The organism is Nonomuraea mangrovi, from assembly GCF_042681425.1.
Lineage (GTDB): Bacteria > Actinomycetota > Actinomycetes > Streptosporangiales > Streptosporangiaceae > Nonomuraea > Nonomuraea mangrovi.
Genome location: NZ_JBHUFV010000068.1, coordinates 193,592 through 215,525, shown reverse-complemented (window position 1 = coordinate 215,525; position 21,934 = coordinate 193,592). Strand labels below are relative to the sequence as shown.

Below are 21,934 nucleotides of genomic sequence, written 5' to 3'. Positions count from 1 at the left end.
GGGGCAGGTGGTGGCCGCGGCGGACCGGAAAGGCGATCGCTGTCAGCGCCACGGCGGCGGTGAGAAGGACCGCGGCGACGGCGCCCGCGATCCACCAGCGTCCGGAGCGCCGCCGGCGTCGCGGCCGGACCGGATGGCCCGTCTCCCAGGGTCGCGCCGAGCGTCCAGTCAATGTGGACCCCAGCCATTACCAGCGCTACCCGCGTCGGGGCGAACCGCTCGGGACCGATGCATGAGACATACTCTGGCGGCTGAGCCGCGCAGTTGCACCTCGAAGCAGGCGCCACCTGCCCGAGATCACAGGTCCCAGATGCTCCACGTCATCCGTAGCCGGTCACGCGATCAGTGGCGGTGCGGTTGTTGATGATCACCGGACGAGGCGCCGAGGTCGTCGTCGCGTCCGGCCCGGATCCGCGACCACTGGGCGGTCGGGCGGCCGTCCAGCCGGAACTGGCCACCCTTGGAACCCCAACGCTGCGGCCAGCCCTCCGGCGAGTCCTCCCAGAACTCCTGCCGGCCGTAGACGGTCAGATCCAGCAGTCCGTACGACGGTGCCATCGGTTCGTTGCCGCGGCCGGTGGTCCAGTAGGTCTCGTAAACCTTGTCATCGTCACGGAGATATGCCACCAGGATGCCGAAGTGCCGGTTTGCGACCAACCGGCCCACGGCGTCCTGCGGCACCGAGTACCAGGGAACCGTCCAGCCCATGAAGTCGCGATAGCGCGAGCTCTCCTCGTACGGTCCCTGACAGAAGGTTGCGTAGCTGACGTCCCGCGAGTGCAGGTAGGACAACTCGTTGATGTGGGTCGTGGAGAAGGTGCAGCCCTCGCACTGCTCCGCGGCGGGCCTGCCGGTGTGCCACATGTGGAAGTAGGCGATCAGCTGGGACCGCCCGTCGAAGATGTCGATCAACGGCACCGGACCGTCGGCTCCGATCAGCGGAGTCTGCGGATCGACTTCGACCATCGGCAGCCGACGTCGTTCGGCGGCCAGCGCGTCCCCGACCCTGGTGTGGGCCTTCTCCTTGACCCGGAGTTCGTCGATCTTCGCTTGCCAGGTCTGCCGATCGACGATCTGCGGAAGTGGGTGCTCAGCTGCTGGCGTCTCTGTCATGCGACCTGTCTAGCCAGTTGGAGAGCGCGACACAACACCTTCGACTGGTCACGATCAGATACTGATCTTGGAAGCGCAGGAGGCCCGGCGCCGAGCGGCCTCGCCGACGCGACATCAATCTGCAGATCCTGTCCGGCAGTGCCTGACTTGGGACACGTCGCGGGTTCCGTCCTGTGGTCAGCTCGTTGAGCTGCGTGGTTTCGTCGTCGTGGGCTGGAGTTCGCGCACTGATCCGAGGTTGCCGTTGGCCGGTGGCGTACGTGCGCATCGTGAAGACCGGCCGGGCCGAGCCACGTCGTGAGGGCGGTCCGGAGAGCGTCCAGGTCCGGCCGCTCTCCGGCGCGGGTGACCCAGGCGACATGTCCGTCGGGACGAACATCGGGGTGACGCGTTCGGCGATCGCCACCGGACGTGTCACCAGCCGCGCCACACCCTCGCCAGCCCGCGCCCGGGCCGGCTCCGTCCCGCCGCATCCGCAGCGGCAAAGACGTGGGGCGCCGGCCCCGACCCGCTTGTGACAGACATGCGCGATTGCTACTTCGCTGCGGCGCCGACTCCTACTACCGGCCGATCTGACGCGGAACCGCCACCGCGAGAAGCTTGTCCGGGTTGCGAATGGCGTAGAAGTTGGTGATCTTCCCATCGGCGATCTCGATCAGGAAGACGCCTTCCAGGCGCTCGCCACTGAGTACCAGCGCGGGCGTGTTGTTGCAGTTGACCATCTCGGTCCGCAGGTCCCCCAGCCGCTCCAGGCGGAACATGCTCATGAGGACCGCGGCCACCTTCTCCGCGCCCACCACCGGCCGGCGCGCCGCGGTGGCCTTGCCGCCGCTGTCGGCGGTCCAGGTGACGTCCGGCGCGAGCAGCGAGAGCAGCCCTTCCAGGTCACCGGTGGCCGCCGCGGTCATGAACTGCTCGGTGATCCGCGTGGTCGTCGCGGCGTCGACGGGCTCGAAGCGCTTACGCCGCGCCTGTATGTGCTCGCGGGCGCGGTGCGCCACCTGGCGCACCGTCTCCACGGATTTGCCCACCGCTGTGGCGATGCCGCGGTAGTCGAAGCCGAACACCTCGCGCAGCACGAACACCGCACGCTCATCGGGGGTCAGCGTTTCGAGCAGCACGAGCATCGCCATCGACACCGACTCGGCGAGCAGTACATCGGCCGAGGCGTCGTTCGCGTCGAGCAGCAGCGGCTCGGGCAGCCACGAGCCGATGTAGTCCTCGCGACGGCGCGCGCTCGCCCGCAAGGCGTTGAGCGCCTGGCGGGTCACCAGCTGTGCCAGATACGACTTGGTGTCCCGCACCGTCGCGAGGTCCACGTCGGCCCACCGCAGAAAGCTGTCCTGCAGCACGTCGTCGGACTCGGTTACCGAGCCGAGTATCTCGTAGACGATCGTGAACAGCAGCGGCCGCAACAGAGTGAATCGCTCGGCATGCTCGTCGGTGGTCACGGGGAGGTGACCACCCGCGCAGCGGAGGCCGACTGCCCCGGACGCGGGCCGCCCTTGGGCCAGCCCATGGAACCCGGCTCGCGGGCCTCACGGCGGATCCTCTTCGCCACCACGAACTTGCAGGTCACCTCCTTGATCGCCGCGCCCATGCGGCCGCCGATGTAGAGGTTCACCGCGGTGTCGTCCCTGCGGGCGACCTGTCGTATACCGGCGCGCCGGCCGAGGCTGACGCACGCCCCCGTGAAGGCCAGGGTGATCACCGCCGGTTCGGTCCCCGCGATGCGGCTCAGCACGGTGTCGGCCGCCTGTGCCCCGAGCGGCCCTGCGGCGTAGCCGCTCATCCGCAGCGGCCGGCCCGACGGTGCGGCGGCGTCGCCCGCCGCGACGCTGCGGTCGTCGTCGACGCTGGTCAGCGTCTCGTCGGTGAGCAGCCGGCCGAGCGTGTCGGTGCGCAGCCCGCTCGCGGCCGCCAGCTCCGGCACGCCGAAACCGGCCGTCCAGATGGTCAGCGCGCTCGGACGCACCGCAGCGTCGGCAGAGCCGTCGACAAGGACGACCGCATCCGGCCGGACCTCGGTCACCAGGCCGGCCTCGAGCACGGCGACACCGTGCCGGATCAGCCACTTGGCGACGTATCGGCGCCCCGGCGCACTCAGATACGGTGCCAGGGTCCGGCCGCATGCCAGCGTGACCGCGCGTCCTTGTTCGGCCAGTTCGGCGGCCGTCTCGATGCCGGTCAATCCGCCGCCGACCACGGTGACCGGAGCATCGAGGGGCAACTCGTCCAGTCTTGCGCGCAGCCGCCGCGCGGACTCGAACTCGGCGATGTCGAACGCGAATTCGGCCGCGCCAGGCACCGATGACGGTGTCGCTGCGGTGCTGCCGACCGCGTAGATGACGTAGTCGTAGTCAAGGGCGCGGCCCGACGCCAGCTGCACGACGCCGGCGGCGGTGTCGATGCGCGTGGCGCTGTCGACGACGAGCCGGATGCCCTCGCCGAGCAGCGTGCCGTAGTCAATCGTGGCGTCGCCGGTACGGGCCACGAACTGGTGCAGCCGGATGCGTTCGACGAACTCCGGGCGCGGATTGACCAGAGTGATGTCGACGTCGGCGCGCATCCGCAGACGGTTGGCCGCGAGCGTTCCGGCGTAACCGCCACCGATGACCACGACCTGGTGGGGTGTGTTGTGTTCGGTCATGCCCTCAGGACACCGCGGATCGCTGAGACGTGACATGACGCGACGTGACACGCGTCACTCCGCTCAAGAGCGCGGGAACATCGCGGCCGAAGCCTTCGGCCCATCCCCAGCTGTGACACAGAACCGGGATTAGCTGTCGCGCTGCCGGCCCTGCGGACGCCCAGCTCGCCGCTCGGCCAGGTCATGTGTCACATCGACCGAAAGAGGCCGTCGTCGTGGCGTCCTCTCCCCTCCCCCAGGCTCAGCCCGCGGCTGGAAGCGCGAACCGCACGGCGGTCAGCCGTTCCGACAACTCCCACAGCCGGCGTCCGGTCCCGGCGTCGGTGGCGGCCGAGGCCAGTCGCACCCGTTTCGGCGCGCCACGCAACTCCCCCATGCCGTCCGGCCCGAAGAACTGCCCGCCGTCCGCATCGGGAGCGGTCGCCGCGTACAGCTGGGGCAGCGCACCCCGGTCCGGGGACTGGGCGAGAGGGGCGAGGATGCGGCCGTACAGCATCTTCACCATGCCGACCGGCGCACTTGTCTGCAGGTCGGTGGCGGCGTAGCCGGGGTGGGCGAGCATGCTGCGCACGGGACTGCCGGCTGCGGTCAGCCGTCGGTGGAGTTCCCAGCCGAAGACGGCGTTGGCGAACTTCGACTGGTTGTAGAACCGCATGGGCGCGTACGCGCGTTCTCCGGACAGGTCGTCGAAGAACAGGCGCCCCTGCCGGTGGTTGGTCGAGCTGATGGTGACCACGCGGGGGTCGTCGCCGTCGGCCAGGAGGTCGAGCAGCAGGCCGGTGAGGGCGAAGTGGGCGAGGTGGTTGACGGCGAACTGCAGCTCGTGGCCCTGCGCGCTGAGCGTCCGGGGCGGGGCCATCACGCCGGCGTTGTTGATGAGCACGTCGAGCCGCGCGTGGTCGGAACGAAACCCGTCGACGAAGGCGCGGACGGAGTCCAGGTCGGCCAGATCGAGGCGGCGCACCTCCAGGTGGGCCCCCGGCTGCTCGGCGGTGACCTGCTCGACCGCCCGGCGGGCCTTGTGCTTGTCGCGTACGGCGAGGACGACGTGCCCGCCCCTGCGGGCGAGCGCTCGAGTGGTCGCCAAACCGAGGCCACTGGTGGCTCCGGTGACGACGAACGTCCGTTCCGTCTGATCCGGAATGTGCTCGGCGGTCCAGTGTTTGGGCATGCGGCACACATTGCCGTCTATGGCATTGAGTGTCAAGGAGGACCCTAAGTGCCTCCAGTGGCATGGCATGTAGGCTGGGCCGGTGACCATCCGCCCTGAAGTGAGCCTGACCCAACGCAAACGTCAGCTCGTCTCGGACGAGCTGACGCAGGCGGCGCTGAATCTGCTGACCCGGAAAGGGTTCGACGCGGTCACGGTTGACGAGATCGTGGCCGCGGCGGGCGTCTCCAGGCGGACCTTCTTCCGATATTTCGCCTCAAAGGAGGACGTGGTCGTTCAGTTCCTGGCCGAGATGGGCGCGGGCATGCGCGCGGAGCTTGCGGCCCGCCCCTCCGAGGAGCCACCCTCGGCGGCGCTGCGACACACCGTCCGGGTCTCCGTCAACGCCTGCGCCGGCCATGCCGACCGGGCGCTGCGCGTGGTGCAGCTCATCCTGGGCACACCGACCCTGCTCGCCCGGTTCCTGGAGCGCCAGACGCAGTGGCGCGAGGAGCTGACGGTGGAGTTGGCCCGGCGGCTGGAGCTCGACCCCGCGACCGACATGTACCCGCAACTGGCGGCCGGGATGGCGTTGAACGCCTTCGACACCGTGTTGCAGCGGTGGAGCGACAGCGGCGGTTCCGAGGACCCCACCATCCTGATCGACCGGGCCTTCGCCGTGATCGCGCCGGCACTGGACACCGCGACGGGCCGCCGGTGACCAACTACGTCAACAGGCCGGCCGAGACCGAGATCGATCGGCCTCCGGCCTCCTGAGGTTCCCGGCCCAGCCGCCTGACCGGCTTGATCAACAGCAGCGCCGCAACCACGCCGACCGCCACCAGGGCCGACCCCAGCAGGAAGGCGCGCGGTTCGACCAGCGCGGTGACCGGACCGGCCAGCGCCTGCCCGACTGCCATGCCCGCGACCGACCCGGCCACCTGGTAGGCGTTGACCCGGTTCAGCACGTCCGGCGCGACCTGCGTCTGCACGCTGGTCGACCACATCACTGACCAGAACGCCCACGCGCACCCCCCGAGCAGGTGCCCGGCCATCAGCAGCGGCAACGGCAGCGCGAGCGCGACCGTCAGCGGCACCGCCACGTACCCGCTCAGCGCCACCGCCCCGGCCGCCAGCGGCCTGCGCGGCCTGAGCCTGATCGCCACCAGCCCACCCAGCACAGTGCCGAGGCCGAGCGCCGCCATCACCCAGCCGTAGTCGGCCCCGATGACCTGCGACGACAGCGGCACGTACGGCCCGACCACCAGAACGCCCCAGAACACCCAGACCAGGATGACCGACCACATCCAGCTCCTGGCCTTGAACTCCTCCCAGCCCCTGCGCAGGTCGCTCAGCACGTCGGAGGGCTCCGGCCTGGGTACGGTGACCCGGACCAGCAGCAGGCACACCCCGCTGACCAGGAAGGTCGCGGCGTCCACCGTGTAGACGACGACCGGCCCGGCGACGACGATGAGGACTCCGGCCAGCGCGGGACCCGCCAGTTGGGTGACCGCCTCGGCGATCTTCAGCGTCGCGTTGGCCCGCTGCGGATCCTTGGCGACCAGGGGGACCATGCCGTTGACTCCCGGTTCGAACATCCCGGCGGCCGTGCCCGACAAGAACGCCATCACCAGCAACAGGGCGTACGGCGGAGCACCATCCAGGAAGGCGACAGCCACGACCCCCTGGGTGACGACCCTGACCACGTCCGCGCCGATCATCAAGCGCCGGGCGCCGATCCGGTCGGCGACAACCCCGCCGAACAGCATGACCAGCACAGCCGACGCGGTCCAGAGCGCGAGCACGTAGCCGACGCCTGCGATCCCGTAGACTCTCCCGATCGCCAGCGCCGAGGCGACGGGCATCATCGCGTCACCGAGCAGCGAGATCGTGCGGGCCCCGAAGTAGAGGGTGAAACTCCTCGTCCACATGAGCCCCAATTCTGGATTTTTCCAGATCAGAGCACCGGTGTCCCAAATGACATCATTGGGTACATTTGCGCCATGCCCCTGGATTGCCCTGAAACGCCGCCGACGCCCCCCAACCCGCATCGCGTGGTCGCCTTGGTCGCACCAAACCAGGAGCTCTACCCGGTCACCTCCGCCTCAGCCGTCTTCGGCTACCACGGCCCCGACATCCCCCAGCACTACAGCTTCAGCCTGTGCGCCGAACACCCCGGCTCCCTCCCCACCACCCTCGGCGTCCCCATCCAGGTGGACAGCGGCCTCGAAGCCCTCGACGACGCCGACACCGTGGTCATCGCGGGCTGGACCGTCATCCCCTCGCCCGCCGTACTCCATGCGGTGTCCCAAGCCCATACCCGAGGCGCCCGCATCGTCGCCGTCTGCGCCGGAATCTTCATCCCCGCCGCTCTGGGCCTCCTGGACGGCCGCCGCGCCTCCGTCCACTGGGAACTCTCCGCCGAACTCGCCGCCCTCCACCCCCGCGTCATCCCCGACGACACCGTCATCTACGTCGATCACGGCGACGTCGCCACGGCCGGAGCCTCGGCCGCCACCCTCGACCTCTGCCTTCACCAGGTCCTCCAGGAGTACGGCGCGGCCCACGCCATGCGCATCGGCCGCCAGCTCGCCGCCGGACCGCACCGCGGGGGCTGCCAGCGCCAGTACCCTCCCCTCCCCACCACCGGCCCCATGCCAGACTCCCTGGCCCCCCTGCTCGAATGGCTCCTCTCGCGCCTGCCCGACCAGATCACCGTCGAGGACATGGCCGCCTACTCGGGCGTCTCCCCCCGCACCCTCACCCGCCAGTTTGCCGACCAGCTCGGCGTCCCGCCCGCCCGCTGGCTGCTGGAACGCCGGCTGGCCGCGACCCGCGCCCTGCTGGAGGAGACCGACCTGCCCGTCGAGACCATCGCCACCCGCGTCGGCCTCTCCTCGGCGGTCAACCTCCGCCGCCGCTTCCACACCGCCCTGCGTACCACCCCGGCCGCCTACCGCCGCTCCTTCCGCTGAAAGTCCCGGGCGGTTCGCCGCGACCACGAGCAATGGACGGGACCCGACCGCTGCGTCATCAAACCTGTCCGCCGACAAACCCGCCGTGTCCGCTGAGACCTACCGGATGGTCAAGAGCGGCGGAAGGCCTGCCACGCCTCGATCCACCCTGCCGGCCCCTGCGGTCCCGGCCGTCCTGCAATTTCCCAGCCCGTTGCCACAGGGACGCACACCATGGTGATGCCTCAGCAGCCCACACGAAAGGCGGAAAACTATAGCCACCACGACATCTTGGATCGTTCCATGGCGCCGGGAGAGCCTGGGGGACGTTTGTTTCCGTCACTCAACGAGGCCAGCGGGAGTACGACTTCAACGAGATCCTGCCCGGCGGGAAGAAGACGCTCACGCTGGCCGGCGTGCTCGACGAGCTGGCCAAGCCCGACTGGACGGGCAACGCGCCCTGCATGAACTACGTGGGCGGCCAGGTCCAGGACTTCCTCGCTGAGCTGGCCGCCCGCCCGAAGCAGTAGCGAGACGGCTCCACCCGCGACCGGTTCCGGACCCGCTCCCCCGCGGGCTGGAACCGGTCGCCTGCCCCGGCCGCTCAGCCGCCGTCCCGCTCCCGCAGGCTCTCGGTGGCCCGATCAGCTCGGTGACTCCATGACGGTGTTGATCAGGTTGTCGATCGCTTCACGCTGCGGCATGCCGGCGCCCCGGCGGTAGGCCCTGGCATAGCCGGTGCGGCCGAGCCGGCCCACCAGGGCGTCCACGAGCGAGCTCAGCTCCAGATCACCGCGGTCGAAGGCGCCGCGGATGACCTCGCTCATACCGAGCGCGGTGGCCGCACCCGCCGGATCGCCCTCGAGGGAGAGCAGCCGGGCCAGGAGCTGGGCGGCCAGCGGAAGGTCCATGTTCACCTGTGCCGCCTGGACGGCGCCGGGCAACATCTCGCGCGCCCGTGTGGCGTCACCGGCAGTGAGGAGGTTCGCCGTCCTGGCAGGCAGCAGCAGGCTGTGGCTCGTCTCGGCGGGAAGGGACGACTCGCGGGCGACCCTCTCCAGCCGGTCGAGTTCGCGATCGGCTCGGTCGATCTCGCCGCGGCGGCGGTACAGCTCTGCCGAGCAGGCATGGACCTGGATCTCCAGCATGGGCTGACCGCGGTCCCAGGCCGCCTGTCGCGCGGTTTCGAGGTCGTGCCCGGCGCCCTTCAGGTCGCCTGCGCGCATGCGCTCCGTGGCGAGCCCGAGCCGGGATGAGATCTCCTCCTGCCAGGCGAGGCCGGTGCTGATCGAGATGCTGCGCTCGTAGTCGGCGACCGCTTCGTCGTGCCGGCCCTCGATGGCATGGATCTGCGCCGTGCCGTTCAGCGTCATCGCGGTCCACCACCGGTCGCCCACCTCCTCGAACGCGCGCAACGCCCTCGCCGCCGCGGTCGCGCCGCCCGTCCAGTCTCCACGGGTACGGCTGCGCAGCGCCTCGACCAGGTGGGTGTGAGCGATGGCCCAGCCGTCCGAGCCGTCCCGGACCCGGGTGATCTCCCGATCGACCAGGTCGTCCAGGCCGGCCATGATGGCCGCCGTCAGCGTCATGGTCAGCAGCATCGGATAGCGCAGCAGCGCGCCCGTCCGAGCACAGTCCTCGACCACCGCCCGCAACTGCTCGGCGTCTGCTCCACCGGCCAGCAGGTGGATCGTGGTGAACGCGGCCCTGGCCGCCGGAGGCAGCGCGTCGCCGTACGTCAGCACCCTCGCCACGTAGCCATCGGCCCGGCCGTCATAACGCAGCGTGTCCCAGTACCAGTACAGCGGGCCGAGGATCCGGGCCGCCGCCTCGGCGTCGCCGTCGTCGATGGCCGTCTGGAGGGCGTGCACGAGGTTGTCATACTCGAACTCCAACACCCGCAGCGACGTCACCTGCTGGTGCGAGCGCAGCAGCGGCTCGTGTCGCTCGGCCAGGCCGGCGTAGTGGCGCGTGAGCTTGTGCCGTACGGCTTCGCGCTCCTCGGCGCAGCGGAGTTCGCCGGCCGCGTAGGCCCGGATGGTCTCCAGCATCCGGTAGCCGTCACCGGCCCGCTCCACGATGGACTTGTCGACCAGGCAATCCAGCAGATAGGCGACATCCGCCACGGAGTCATCCGAACACACCGCCTCGATCGGGCCGAGACCGGCCTTGGCCGGAAACATCGACATCCGGCAGGCGAGTGTCCGCTCTTGATCGGTGAGGAGGTCCCAGCTCCAGTCGATGACCGCTCGTAGGGTCTGCTGCCGCGGCTGGGCCGTCCTGTTGCCGGTGCCGAGCAGCCGGAAGCGATCATCCAGCCGCCGGGAGAGCTCGCCCGCGTTCATCGTGCGCAGCCGCGCCGCGGCCAGTTCCAGGGCGAGCGGCAGGCCGTCCAGCCGGCGCACGATGTCCACCACCGGGCCCGCCGTCGATTCGTCCAGCGCGAAGCCGGGCCGTACAGCGACCGCCCGATCGAGGAACAGCCGTACCGCGCTCGCCTGCGCGGCACGAACGGGATCGGCGTGTGCCGGGGGCAGGCCGAGCGGAGCCAGCCGGCACAGCGCTTCACCCATGACCTCCAGCGGCTCCCTGCTGGTGGCCAGGATGGTCAGGTTCGGCAGCCGCTCGAGCAACTGCCAGGCGAACTCGGCCACCGCTTCCGAGATCTGTTCGCAGTTGTCCAGCACCAGCACGCCCTCGCCACCGGAGAGCAGGGTGACCGATCGATCAAGCGGCGTCCCCCGCGGCAGGGCCTCTGCCGCGGTGATCGTGCCCAGCACCGCCTCGGGCACCCCGGCCGGCGTGTCCACCCCGGCCAGAGGGATGAGCCAGACGCGGCCGCGCCGATGGGCCCGATGCCGGCTCGCCGCCTCCACAGCCAACCGGGTCTTGCCCACTCCTCCGGAACCCACCACCGTGACCAGCCGCGAGCTCTCCAACAGGCCGGCGAGCAGGTACAGCTCCTCCTGCCGGCCGACGAAGCCGGTCAGCGGGGCCGGCAGCCGGCCTGGGGCCGCCCGGGAGCGCTCCGGCAGCTCGCTCTCGCCGCGCAACACCGCCAGGTGCGTCCTGCGCAGCTCCTCGGAGGGGTCGACGCCCAGCTCCTCGGAGAGCGTGCGGCGCACCTTCTCGAACAGGGCCAGCGCCTCGAACTGACGGCCGGCCGCGTGCAACGCCCGCATCGTCAGTACGGCCAGCCGCTCGCGCAGCGGATGCGCCGCGGTCGCCGCCTGTAGATCTGCCAGGATCTCGACGTGGCTGCCCAGCAGCAGCTTCGCCTCGAACCAGTCCTCGGTGGCCGCAGCGCGCAGCTCCTGCAGGCGGGCGGCAGCCGTACCGGCGAAAGGAACGTCGAGCACATCGGCCAGTGCGTCGCCCCGCCACAGCGCCAGCGCCTCACCCAGCAGCTCGGCGGCCTTCCGACCTGCACCGGCGGCCAGTTCGCCGCGGCCCTGCTTGGCCAGTTCCTCAAAGCGGTAGGCGTCGACGTTCTCGGCGCGTACGTGCAGGCGGTATCCGCCGGAGGCCAGCTCGACGACCTCGCCCTCGCCCAACGCGCGCCGCAGCCGGTACACCAGCGCGTGAAGCGCTCTGACGCTCTCCCGCGGCGGGCGATCGCCCCACAACCCGTCGATGAGCGAATCGACCGGCACCACCTCGCCGCCCGCCAGCGTCAGCCTGGCCAGCAGCCCACGAACCCTGATCCCGCCGACGTCGATCGACGCCCCGCCCTCGCCGTAGGCCCGGACCGGCCCCAGCACCTCAATCCGCATGGCCACCAGGCTATGAGGACCCGCTTACAGGGACCGCGCCGCCTGTCGTAGCGCTGTAAGAGCGCTGTCATCGCCGATGGGCATCGTCGAGACCGTCAACGAAGGCTCTGCGAAAGGCATGACATGACAGGCAAGGGGCACGACAAGACGCAGCGGCTGCTGGAGTGGGCGGTGGCCGAGCTCGAGATCCCCGGCATCGTCGCCGAGGTCAAGGACGCGGACGGCACCTGGTTCGGCACCGCCGGAGTGGCCGACCTCACCACCGGGGCCCGGCGCGGGCCGGGGGAATCCCTGCCCGTCGGCAGCGCAGGCAAGGCCTTCACCGCCGCCGCGATACTCACCCTGGAGGCCGAAGGCCGGCTGGACATCGAGGACCCGGTGAACAGGTGGCTGCCCGGTGTGCTGGACGCGGGCGGCTACGACGGCGACAGGATCACCATCAGGCACCTGCTCAGCAACACCGGCGGCCTGTTCGCCACGGGCCTCGCGCCGGAACTGGTGGCCGGCTACGCCAACCGATCCCGTTTCGCCGAGCACCGCTTCGACGTCTGGACTCTCGAGGACCTGCTGCAGCTGACGGTGTCCCAGCCGCCGGTGGGTCAGCCCGGCGAGCGCTTCGTCTACGCCAACGGCGGTTTCTCCATCGCCCATGCGATCATCGAGAAGGTCACCGGCAACACCTATGCCGGCGAGGTCGAGCGCACGGTCATCCGGCCGCTCGGCCTGACGGCCACCTACGTGCGTCCCGGAGGGGACACGGGATACCGCGGTCCGTACCCCCGCGCGTACTCGACCCAGTTCTACAAGGACGGCGTCGACCCGGCAGCCGTCACCCCGGAGAACTGGGAGTCGATGATGGAGGAACCCGGGCTCGAACCACTCGACGTCACCGAGTTCGACACCTCCTGGGAGCCAGGGAACATCGTCTCGACCACCGGCGACATGATCCGATTCATCGACGCCGTGGCCGGCGGCGGCCTGCTGCCACCCGCGCAGCACCGCAAGATGTGGACCACGGTCTCCACCGAGGGCGGCGGCTGGCTGCCGCACACCCGCTACGGCCTCGGCCTGTTCGAGCTCGACAAGGCGATGACGGGCGGGCGTACCGCGCGCGGTGTGGCCGGCAGCTACTGGGGACACATGTTCTGCGCGCTGGGCACCCCCGACGGCGAGCACACCGTCGCCTTCCACACCAACACCGAGGTGAAGAGCTGGGACCTCCTCTTCAAGATCGCTGAAGCGGAGCTCGGCGTCACGATCGGCGCGTAAGCACGAGGCTCGGGCAGCAGGGCATATGCCCGCCCGGCTGCCCCTCCAGGTGCGGCAACGCTCTCAGGCAGGCCGGCCGGCGCGCTCAGCCGTCGGCCGGCGCCCGACAGACGCCGCGTTGGCCGGCCTGCTTCGACCTGGCACGAAACCCCGTGCCACCGGCTACATCGGTTCCGCCGTCGTGCGGCGACTGGAAGAGGACGGCCATGACGTCGTCGCGCTCGTCAAGGGCGGCACCGAGGTGCCGCCGGGCACTCCGACGCGGGTGGGTGATCTGACGGACCCGGACTCGCTGCGCGCCGCGGTGACCGACGAGATCGACGCGGTGCTGAACATCGCCACCCCTACCGGCGACTCGCCCCCGCATCGAGGAGCGGGTGCTGGCCGCCGCGGCCGTAGGCGAATCCTGTTCATCCGTCCTGACGTGGCCGCCGTCAACGTGCACCAGCGACCGATGGACCTCAAGGGCAACGTCCTCACCGATCTGCCCGAGGGCCGGCCGTTCTACGTCCTGGCCAAGGACGACGGCGACTGGAAGATCGCCGCTGCCCAGAACACCCAGGTCATGAAGGCCTGACAGTTCAGCCGTCCAGGTCACGGGCCCGCGCTCGGCGTCGGCCGGCGTCCTTCACCCCTTCAGACCGGTGTGGGCCAGGCCCTCGACGAACTGCTTCTGGGCCAGGACGAAGACCACCAGCACCGGCAGCGCCGTCATGGAGGCCGCCGCGAGCTGGACGTTCCACATGGGACCGCCGTAGGCGTCGACGAACTGCGTCAGCGCCTGGGGCAAGGTGAACTTCTCCGGGCTGGAGAGGAACACGATCGGTTCCAGGTAGAGGTTCCAGCTGTGCAGGAAGGTGAAGATGGCCACGGCCCCGAGGGCGGGGCGGGCCAGCGGGAGGCCGATGCGCCGGAACGTGGCGAACCGCCCCAGGCCGTCGACGGCCGCGGCCTCTTCGAGCTCGTGGGGCAGCACGAGGAAGAACTGCCGCATGATGAAGGTGGCGAGCACGCTCGGCGCGCCCAGTACCGGCACCAGGATGAGCGGCCAGTGCGTGTCGGTCAGCCCCCAGCCGTGGAAGAGCTGGAACAGCGGCACGATCGTGACCTCGCTCGGGATCAGCAGGCCGGTCAGCACGATCACGAACAGCACGTTCGAGCCGCGGAAGCGGATCCGCGCGAAGGCGTAGCCGGCCAGCGCGGAGACCGCCAGCGTGCCGACGGTGACGACGGCGGCGATGTGGAGGCTGTTCCAGTACTGCTGCGCGAACGGCTGCAACTCGAAGACCTGTCGGTAGGCCTCCAGAGTCGGCCGCTCGGGCCACGGCGAGGGCGGGAAGGCGAAGATCTCGCTCACCGGCTTCAGCGAGGAGGTGGCCATCCACCAGGTCGGGAAGACGAACGGCACGCAGAGCACGCACAGCAGGCCGTACAGCAGCGTCTTACGCCTCATGGAACACCCACCTCCTGCGCATGCGCCACTGCAGCAGGGTGAGGGCGAGCACGATCACGAACAGCAGCACCGACAGTGTGGCCCCGTAGCCGAAGTGGTGGAACTGGAAGGCCTGCTGGTACAGGTAGTAGACGAGCACGGTGGTCGAGGTGCCTGGACCGCCCTGGGTGAGCACCGCGATCTGGGCGAATACCTGCAATGACCCGGCCACCGTGATGATCGAGGTGAGCAGCACGGTCGGGCTGATCATCGGCAGTGTGATCCGCCGGAACCGGGTCCACGCCGAAGCGCCGTCCAGCCGGGCCGCCTCGAACAGTTCCTTCGGCACGCCCTGCAGCGCCGCCAGGAAGAGCACCATGTTGAGCCCGACGTTCTTGAAGACCTGGACCACGATCACCGAGACCATCGCCCACGAGCCGGTGCGCAACCAGTTGGGCCCCTCGATGCCGACGACCTGCAGGATCGCGTTGATCCCGCCGTTCTTCTGCAGGAGGAACCCCCACACGATCGTCCACGCCACGAGCGAGACGACCACCGGGGAGAAGAACAACGTCCTGAACACCGTGGTGCCGCGCAGCCGCTGGTTCAGCAGGACGGCCAGCAGCAGCGCCAGTGACAGGTTGAAGACGACCAGCCCCACGGAGAAGAGCCCCGTGGCCGTCAGCACCGACGGCACGTTGGGGTCGCTCAGCAGCCGCTGGTAGTTGTCGGCGCCGACGAAGCTGAAGGTGTCGGCCAGGACGTTCCACTCGTTGAGGCTGTAGGAGAAGACCAGCGCCAGCGGCAGGAAGACGAAGAGCAGGCTGCCCACCAGCTGCGGCCCGATGAAGAGGTACCCGAGCAGGTGGTCGCGCCGCCGGGTGGTCCACCAGCCCGCACGGCTGGTGGTCTGCACCCTGCGAGCCAGAGACAGCGCCATCACTTGGCCAGCATCGGCTGGATGGCGGTGCAGACGCCGTTCATCACCGTCGCGACGTCGGCGTTCGGCTGCCACAGCTGGTCCAGCCCTGCGCGCACGGCCTGGCTGAGCTCCGCCTGCCCGGCGTGGCTGGGCTTGACGCGACCGGCGGCGATGCCGTCGACCACGACCTCCTGGAGCTGCTCCGGCTTGAGCAGGGGGTTGCTCTTGGCCAGCGAGTCGGCGGTCAGCAGCGGCTGCCGGGGCGGCGGGAAGAACTGGGCGAGCTTGGCGGAGTTGTCGGGGTTGGTGAAGAAGGACAGGAAGTCCGCGGCGGCCTGGGCGTTCTTGGACTTCTTGATCACTCCGACGCCCGCTTGGCCGATCACGCTGTACTGGCCCTTCGGGCCGGTGGGCAGCGTCACCAGGTCCCAGCCGAAGGCGCCGTCCTTGAGCAGCGAGGCGCGGGAGATCTGGGTGATCGTCATGCCGGCCTCACCGGCGAAGAAGTCGGCGGTGGTGCCGGGGGCAGGCATGGCCTTGTCGGTGAAGATCGCCTTGTGCAGGAAGCGCATCGCGTCGATCATCTCGGGCTTGTTGAAGCCGCAGGCCCTGCCGTCCTCGCTCCAGGCCTCGGCTCCCCAACCGCCCCAGACGGAGGCCAGGTTGTCCCAGCCCTTGTAGTCGAAGTCGCGCACGACCAGGCCGGCCTTGCCGGTCTTCTCCTGTACGGCTGACGCGATCTTGACGGCCTCCTCCCACGTCCACCCCTTCGCCGGCACGCTCTGCCCGGCCTGTTTGAGCAGGTCGGCGTTGACGAAGACACCGAAAGGCGAGGTGGAGAAGGGATAGGCGTGAAGCGTGCCGTCCTTCTGCCACAGCCTGGTGGTGCTGGGCGCGAACTCCTCGGGCTTGACCAGGTTGTCCAGGGGGGCCAGCGCGCCGGAGCTGACGAAGTCGGGGGCCGAACTCTCGAAGACCCACGCCAGGTCCGGCGCGTTCCCGCCGGCGATCTGGGTGGTCAGCGTGGTCGTGTAGGTCTCCACCGGAAGGGTGTCGTACTTCACCGAGACGTTCGGATGGGTCTTCTTGTACTCGGTCGCGATGTCGTTGAACAGCTTGAGGTGGGCCTCGTTGCCGGTCCAGATCGTCATTCGCAGCGAGACGGGGCCGTCCTGCGGCTCCGCGGAAGTTCCGCAGGCCGCGAGGGCCAGCGCACCCGCCAGCCCGAGCGCGGTCACCTTGATGCGCATGTCGCTACTCCTAGGGGGTTAATATCCGGAGATCTCCGGCCAGCGGAGCTCGATTCCCTGCGCTTCCAGACGATCCTGGAAGCAAGCCAGAAGGTCTGGATCGTTCCGGACGGCGCGCGGGAGCACCGACCGGTCCAGACAGAAGGCGGCCAGCGCGCCCGCGGCCTCGCCGATGTTCCACTCGACGGGGTGCAGCCGGTAGCAGCCGTTGGTGATGTGCGTGGTGCCGAGGTTCTTGCCGGCGGGCAGGAGGTTGTCCACCCGCCGCGGGATGAGCGCGCCCAGCGGGATCTCGAAAGGAGCGCTCGGCACGTCGATGTAGTTGTCACCGCCGGTCGAGGGGTGCAGGTCGATGCGGTACATGCCGATGCCGACCGAATCGCCGTAGCGGGCCCCCTTGACCACGTCCTGCTCGATGACGGTGTGCTCAGCCAGGATGCGGCGTGACTCGCGGATGTAGGGCGCCTGGGCCAGGCCGTCGGCCGAGCCGGTCACGTCACCGCGGAGCCTGAGTCCCGGCCAGCCGGTGCCGCCGTCGGGCCGCGGGGCCTCGGTCTGCAGCCAGTACAGGACGGACCGGGACAGCTCGCGCGCGGCGGCCACGTGCTCGGCGGCGTCGGGCACGTCGAAGGCCGGGCCGAGCACGTAGTCGATCATCGGCCAGTTGACGAGGCAGATGTCGCTGGCGTAGGCGCCCGGAGTGAACAGGCGGCGGGCGGCGATCCGGCGGAAGGTCCACAGGTTACCGTCGCCGGGGTTGCGCCGCTGGTCGGCGCGGACCAGCAGCGGGTCGTCGTCCGGGTTGGGAGTGAAGCCGCGCTCGCCGATCTCCAGCGTGCGCGGGTTCGGGCTGCGCCAGCCCAGCAGCTTGCCGCCCCAGAAGGGCAGCTCGAAGTCGCGCCAGAAGTCGTACGACGCCGGCTTGTCGATGGTGTGGTCGCCGTCGACGTGGTCGATCGCGAAGCAGACCGAGACCGCCTGCATGTTGAGCGGTTGCGCCTCGGCGGGAGCGCTCGGCTCGCCGGTGTCGGTCTGCGACTCGAAGCCGGTGACGTACTCCGTGCCGGTGAGCGGCAGCAGCTCACCCGTCTCGGTGGCGTCCAGGATGTAGGGCGCGGTGACCACGACCTCGTCCGAGCCGTGGCGCAGCCGTACCGAAAGAACACGGTCCCCGTCGGTTTCGGCGGCCACCGGCTTGTACGGCTGCAGCACGGACAGCCGCCCGCTCCCGCGATAGGGAGCCAGCATGGACTCGATGACCGCCAGCGCCACCCGGGGCTCGTGGCAGATCGGGCTCACCCAGCCGGCCCCGGGGTTGAGCTCGCGCCATCCCCGCGCGGCCTCGGTGAGGGGGAGGTGCCGGCGGTAGTAGTCGCGGATGCCGTCGCGCAGCGCGCGGTAGCTCACCGTGACGCCGAACTGCTCGACCCAGGTGTGCTCGTCCGGCGGCACCCCCTGGCTGGTCAGCTGCCCGCCCAGCCAGTCGTACTCTTCGGTCAGAACCACTTGTCTTCCGGCTCTGAGCGCCGCGAGCGCCGCTGCCACTCCCCCGAGGCCGCCTCCGACGACCAGCACCTCGGTGCTCAGCTCACGCAACGTCATTCCTTCCCAGGGTCGAGCCCTTGACGAGTTCGCACGGGAGCAGCCGCTGGACCGGGCCGCTGCCCTCGATGAGTTCGGTGAGGACTTCCACCGCCTGCCGCCCCATCTCTGCACGGGGGATGCGGAAGCCGGTGAAGTCGATATCGGTCGGAGCGGGCCTGGTGGGATCGCCGAGCGTGACGATCGACAGGTCTCCCGGTACGGCCAGGCCGCGCCTCTTGGCTGCCTGGAGGATGACCGCGCCGTCGGCGTACTCCTCCACGAAGATCGCGGTGGCGCCGGTGAGCAGCACGCCTTCGGCATCGGCCGGGGGAAGGGTGACGGCCTGCAGCCCCGCCGTCCCCTCCCTGAATCCGCGATGGCGGTCGGCGAACGACTCGGGGCCGGCGCCGTGCCCGACATACGCGAATTTTTCGTGACCTAGGCTGCGGGCCTGCTCCACCAGCTCACGCACCGCGCTGCCGTAGTCGGCGCCGACGTAGGAGATCGGGCCCCCGGCGTCATCGCGGCGGCCCACCGAGACGAAGGGATAGCCCTCGGCGACCAGCCGGGCCAGCTCCTCGCGGTCGAGCTCCCGGCCCAGCAGGACGCAGCCGTCGGCCAGGCGCAGGCGGTGGTCCTGGTGATAGATGCGCTTGCGGCCGTCCACCAGCGGGGCGCTGGTCAGCAACAGCAGATCGCAGCCCACCTGCTCGGCGGACTCCTCGATGCCGACGAGGAACGGGTGGTAGAAGTCCCCCGTCGCACTCGGGAAGACCGGCTCGTAGGTGAAAACGCCGAGGATCCGGTTCCTGCCTGCCGCCAGCCGCCGCGCCAGCGGATCGGCCACGTAACCCGTCTCCCTGATGACGCGCAGCACCCGATCCCTGGTCTCCGCGGGGATCCTCGTCTCGGCTCCTGGACGGTTGTTCAGCACCAGCGAGACCGTGGTCTGGCTGACGCCGGCGAGCCGGGCGATGTCGCGCTGCGTGATGCGTCCCATCTCACCTTCCCTGAGGTAATGCGCATTAGCGGTGGAAGAGAGTGTTAAGCATGCGTTTCGTCACCGTCAATAGGCGGTGCGGGAGTAATACGAATTAGCACATGCTCAGAAGTCGAACGTGATCGTGACCTCGATGGCGCCTTCGTGCGGCACCCGAAGCACGTGCAGGCGCCGCTCGCCGTCCCTGAGGTAGGACACCGAGGTGACGGCGAAGGTGGCCGGCCGTGCCGTACCCCAGCTGAAGCGGACCACTCCCCCGGCACGGCGCAGCTCGAGCCCGTCCGCGGTCGCGGTCACCGAGCCGCCGTACGGCGCGGCCGTACCGTCGGCGAACGTGACCCGATCGGTGGGGTGCACGACGATCGGTATCTGTTCGGTGGCCGCCGAGACCGCCTGGACCGAGCGGCGGATCTGGCCGCCGGTGATCCGGACGTCGGTGACCACCGAGGAGTCCGGCGTGTGGAAGCGCAGCCGGTAGGGGTCGCCGCCCAGGAACTCCACGGGCATGGGGCCGTTGGCGTCCGGCCGCTGGCCGGGGAAGACCGTCGCCCAGCAGGCGTGGTTGTTGTCGTTCAGTGACTGGATGAGCGTCCCGGCGACCGGATGCCACAGGAAGCTCAGCCCGGTGCGGGAGAGAGTGGAGGCCCGCCTGGTGCCGAAATAGCCGCCCAGGTAAAGGTTGGGTCGCCGGATGAAGAAGAACTCCTGCCCGTCGTCGCTGCGGATCTCCTCGAACCGATGGGAGCGAAGGTACGGCAGGCCGGCGATGGCCGCGTCCTTGCCCGCGCGAAGCGGGTAGCGCTCGCCGTAGATGGCGTGCGTGAGGATGCGCGGCGAGGTGTCCTGCTTGGCCAGCACGGGAACCGGTGAGGGATCCGCGGCCCAGGCGGCGCGGGCGGCGGTCAGGTCCTCCCGGGCGGACAGGAAAGCGGCCAGCGCGGGCACCTCCGGCACGAACTGGTTGGCGAGCGCGGTCCGCTCCGGGTCGGGCCGGACATCGTCGTAGAAGCGGGAACTGGTCCGCGAGGACGACGCGATGTTGGTCAACCAGCCGGACCCGTCGGGCTCGCGAAGCAGGTTGTAGCCGAGCCAATCGGCGTACCTGGCGGCCATCTGCACCATGTGCGGATCGCCCGACTGGCGCCAGGCATCGGCCATCTCCGGGAGCATGACCTCGAAGTTGTAGTTCTGGTCCGGCCCCGACTTCTCGTAGAAGAAGCCGGCAGGGCTCTGGCCGGTCTGGGCCATGCGGGCGAAGGCGTCGGCGAGCTGCCGCTGCAGCGGCGGATCGGGGTCCAGGCGCAGGGTCAGGGCCGCACCCGCGACTCCGGCCATGGTCTGGTTGGCGAAGGCCAACCTGCTCTGCCAGGCTGACTGGTTCGCCCCGTCGAGCAGCCAGGAAGCCGCCTTGTTGAGGGCCGCGCTCAACTGGGCCTGGCGGCTGGGCAGGATGTTGGCTCGGCGCAGCAGGGCGAGGGTCTTGCTGAGATACCCCAGCGCGAAGCCGGTGGGTGCGAGGCCGTGCTCGCCCCTGGAGTACTCGGGGAACGAGCCGTCGGCGTGTTGCAGGCTCAGGTAGTGGCCGAGTCCCGCGTCGAGGGCGGTCTGCAGCGCCGGTTCTCCCGAGTACGGGTTCCAGGCCCGCTGCTGGGTGAGGAACCAGGCCAGCGTGTAGACGTGCTCCTGCACGCGGGCGTTGTACGGCGCTGCCGGGTTGCGCCACCAGCCGCCGGCGAGGAATCCGGAGGCGTCCATGTCGTGGACCATCGGGGCGAGGGTGGTCAGGTAGGTCGCGAAGCGCTGCTCGGCGGGTGCGAAGAGGCGGCGGTCGGGGGCTCCGGGAGGCAGCGTCGCGAGCGCGAGGGCCTCGGCGCGGCCGGTCGGCAGGGCGGCGAACAAGGCGGCCGCCCCGGCGCCGGTCAGGAGGGTTCGGCGATTGAGCATGGCGCTCACGGTCACTCAACGGGGTTGTGCGTGTCAATAAGCTAATACGAATTAGCGGCCTGGCTCGCGGGAGCCGGTCGACCGGTACGGCCGGGCCGCTCAGCAGTGCGTGCGCGCCGTGGCGGCCCCGGGCCGCCGGACCGATCAGCAGCGCGGCCGGGGAGCGCCCACCATCACATCGACCAGGGCGGCCGCTGTCCGGGCGGACGGGCAGAGGGCGCAGAAGATCGCCGGATAACAGCCATTCCACCCCGACGCCCCACCACTACCGAGGCGAATGATCAACTTGTGATCGGAGGTCGGGGCTCATCGCACCGACCCGAGCGGAGGGCCCGCAGGTGGCAGCCTCACGATCCTGAGCACAGGGCTACCGGTGGCAGACCACTTCCAGCATGACGCCGTCGGGGTCCTCCCAGAACGTGGCGTAGTAGGCGGGGCCGTACTGCGGGAACTCCTGAGGCGCGTGCAGTACGGTCGCGCCCTGGGCAGCCGCCCACTCGTGTAGGCGGTCTACCTCCTGGCGTGTCTTCACCATGAAGGCCAGATGCTGCAGGCCGGGACGGTGACGTGAATAACCGCCGTCCTCCGCTGCGGGGTAGAAGAACAGATAGGTGCCCGCTTTGCCGTCCGCCGGGCGGTAGGAGAACTCGTCGGCGGCGGCGAAGAAGCTCTCGAAGCCGACCTGGGGCAGGAACTCGTCGTAGTACGCCTTGGCGCGGACGAGATCGCTGACGTTCATGCCGATATGACCGAGGGGCATCTACCGATCATAGGAGGCCTTTGAGTCGGGTGGTGCTCTCAGAATCCTTCGCTCTGCTCGTCGTAGGAGCAGGAGGTCAGGCCGGCGTCCCGCGCTCAAGACCCCGATCAGGCGAGTGCCTGCCGGAAGACGT

18 protein-coding genes are annotated in these 21,934 nt (G+C 69.8%); 4 read left to right on the top strand and 14 right to left on the bottom strand.

The window, feature by feature from the left end; genetic code table 11:
* Positions 1 to 342 precede the first annotated feature (342 nt).
* The 5 genes from ACFSKW_RS44755 to ACFSKW_RS44735 form a co-directional block, all read right to left on the bottom strand.
* Positions 343 to 1,113 (bottom strand): DUF899 family protein, encoded by a 771-nt coding sequence (locus ACFSKW_RS44755; RefSeq protein ID WP_379580695.1) that lies wholly within the window; start codon positions 1,111 to 1,113, stop codon positions 343 to 345.
* Complete coding sequence (locus tag ACFSKW_RS44750; RefSeq protein ID WP_379580694.1) at positions 1,110 to 1,586, bottom strand: aromatic-ring hydroxylase C-terminal domain-containing protein; 477 nt, start codon at positions 1,584 to 1,586, stop codon at positions 1,110 to 1,112. The genes ACFSKW_RS44755 and ACFSKW_RS44750 overlap by 4 nt, the downstream gene beginning before the upstream one ends.
* Before the next feature lie 87 nt (positions 1,587 to 1,673).
* On the bottom strand, positions 1,674 to 2,564 hold the full coding sequence (gene sigJ / locus ACFSKW_RS44745; protein WP_379580693.1) for an RNA polymerase sigma factor SigJ: 891 nt from the start codon (positions 2,562 to 2,564) through the stop codon (positions 1,674 to 1,676).
* Positions 2,561 to 3,763 (bottom strand): NAD(P)/FAD-dependent oxidoreductase, encoded by a 1,203-nt coding sequence (locus ACFSKW_RS44740; RefSeq protein ID WP_379580692.1) that lies wholly within the window; start codon positions 3,761 to 3,763, stop codon positions 2,561 to 2,563. Before ACFSKW_RS44740 ends, sigJ begins: the two co-directional genes overlap by 4 nt.
* A gap of 241 nt (positions 3,764 to 4,004) precedes the next feature.
* A complete protein-coding gene (locus ACFSKW_RS44735) occupies positions 4,005 to 4,934 on the bottom strand; it encodes an oxidoreductase (RefSeq protein WP_379580691.1) in 930 nt (309 codons plus the stop codon).
* Positions 4,935 to 5,016: 82 nt separating this feature from the next.
* Here ACFSKW_RS44735 and ACFSKW_RS44730 point away from each other — a divergent pair, with 82 nt between their 5' ends.
* Positions 5,017 to 5,634 (top strand): TetR family transcriptional regulator, encoded by a 618-nt coding sequence (locus ACFSKW_RS44730; protein WP_379580690.1) that lies wholly within the window; start codon positions 5,017 to 5,019, stop codon positions 5,632 to 5,634.
* A gap of 4 nt (positions 5,635 to 5,638) precedes the next feature.
* Here the strand turns inward: ACFSKW_RS44730 and ACFSKW_RS44725 are convergent, their stop codons facing one another.
* Positions 5,639 to 6,844, bottom strand: a complete 1,206-nt coding sequence (locus ACFSKW_RS44725) for an MFS transporter (protein WP_379580689.1) — start codon at positions 6,842 to 6,844, stop codon at positions 5,639 to 5,641.
* A 123-nt stretch (positions 6,845 to 6,967) separates the two neighbouring features.
* Here ACFSKW_RS44725 and ACFSKW_RS44720 point away from each other — a divergent pair, with 123 nt between their 5' ends.
* Positions 6,968 to 7,888, top strand: coding sequence for a GlxA family transcriptional regulator (locus ACFSKW_RS44720; RefSeq protein WP_379580688.1), 921 nt, complete (start codon positions 6,968 to 6,970; stop codon positions 7,886 to 7,888).
* 623 nt (positions 7,889 to 8,511) lie between these two features.
* On the opposite strand, the gene ACFSKW_RS44715 is transcribed toward ACFSKW_RS44720, so the two are convergent.
* On the bottom strand, positions 8,512 to 11,640 hold the full coding sequence (locus ACFSKW_RS44715; protein WP_379580687.1) for an AfsR/SARP family transcriptional regulator: 3,129 nt from the start codon (positions 11,638 to 11,640) through the stop codon (positions 8,512 to 8,514).
* 123 nt (positions 11,641 to 11,763) lie between these two features.
* On the opposite strand from ACFSKW_RS44715, the gene ACFSKW_RS44710 reads away from it, so the two are divergent.
* Both ACFSKW_RS44710 and ACFSKW_RS44705 read left to right on the top strand, forming a co-directional pair.
* On the top strand, positions 11,764 to 12,909 hold the full coding sequence (locus ACFSKW_RS44710; protein WP_379580686.1) for a serine hydrolase domain-containing protein: 1,146 nt from the start codon (positions 11,764 to 11,766) through the stop codon (positions 12,907 to 12,909).
* Positions 12,910 to 12,934: 25 nt separating this feature from the next.
* The gene (locus ACFSKW_RS44705) at positions 12,935 to 13,486 is read left to right on the top strand and encodes an SDR family oxidoreductase (RefSeq protein ID WP_379580685.1); all 552 of its coding nucleotides are present in this window, start codon (positions 12,935 to 12,937) and stop codon (positions 13,484 to 13,486) included.
* 51 nt (positions 13,487 to 13,537) lie between these two features.
* On the opposite strand, the gene ACFSKW_RS44700 is transcribed toward ACFSKW_RS44705, so the two are convergent.
* The 7 genes from ACFSKW_RS44700 to ACFSKW_RS44670 form a co-directional block, all read right to left on the bottom strand.
* Positions 13,538 to 14,362 carry a carbohydrate ABC transporter permease gene (locus ACFSKW_RS44700; protein WP_379580684.1) on the bottom strand — a complete coding sequence of 275 codons (825 nt, stop codon included), beginning with the start codon at positions 14,360 to 14,362 and terminating at the stop codon, positions 13,538 to 13,540.
* Positions 14,352 to 15,281, bottom strand: coding sequence for a carbohydrate ABC transporter permease (locus ACFSKW_RS44695; protein WP_379580789.1), 930 nt, complete (start codon positions 15,279 to 15,281; stop codon positions 14,352 to 14,354). The genes ACFSKW_RS44700 and ACFSKW_RS44695 overlap by 11 nt, the downstream gene beginning before the upstream one ends.
* Entirely contained in the window at positions 15,281 to 16,513 is a 1,233-nt protein-coding gene (locus ACFSKW_RS44690) for an ABC transporter substrate-binding protein (RefSeq protein WP_379580683.1), read from the bottom strand. The genes ACFSKW_RS44695 and ACFSKW_RS44690 overlap by 1 nt, the downstream gene beginning before the upstream one ends.
* Before the next feature lie 18 nt (positions 16,514 to 16,531).
* A complete protein-coding gene (locus ACFSKW_RS44685; protein WP_379580682.1) occupies positions 16,532 to 18,115 on the bottom strand; it encodes an FAD-dependent oxidoreductase in 1,584 nt (527 codons plus the stop codon).
* Positions 18,102 to 19,097, bottom strand: a complete 996-nt coding sequence (locus tag ACFSKW_RS44680) for a LacI family DNA-binding transcriptional regulator (RefSeq protein WP_379580681.1) — start codon at positions 19,095 to 19,097, stop codon at positions 18,102 to 18,104. Before ACFSKW_RS44680 ends, ACFSKW_RS44685 begins: the two co-directional genes overlap by 14 nt.
* Positions 19,098 to 19,202: 105 nt before the next feature.
* Positions 19,203 to 21,041, bottom strand: a complete 1,839-nt coding sequence (locus ACFSKW_RS44675; RefSeq protein WP_379580680.1) for a prenyltransferase/squalene oxidase repeat-containing protein — start codon at positions 21,039 to 21,041, stop codon at positions 19,203 to 19,205.
* Between the two features lie 367 nt (positions 21,042 to 21,408).
* Positions 21,409 to 21,801 carry a VOC family protein gene (locus tag ACFSKW_RS44670; protein WP_379580679.1) on the bottom strand — a complete coding sequence of 131 codons (393 nt, stop codon included), beginning with the start codon at positions 21,799 to 21,801 and terminating at the stop codon, positions 21,409 to 21,411.
* Positions 21,802 to 21,934: the final 133 nt, after the last annotated feature.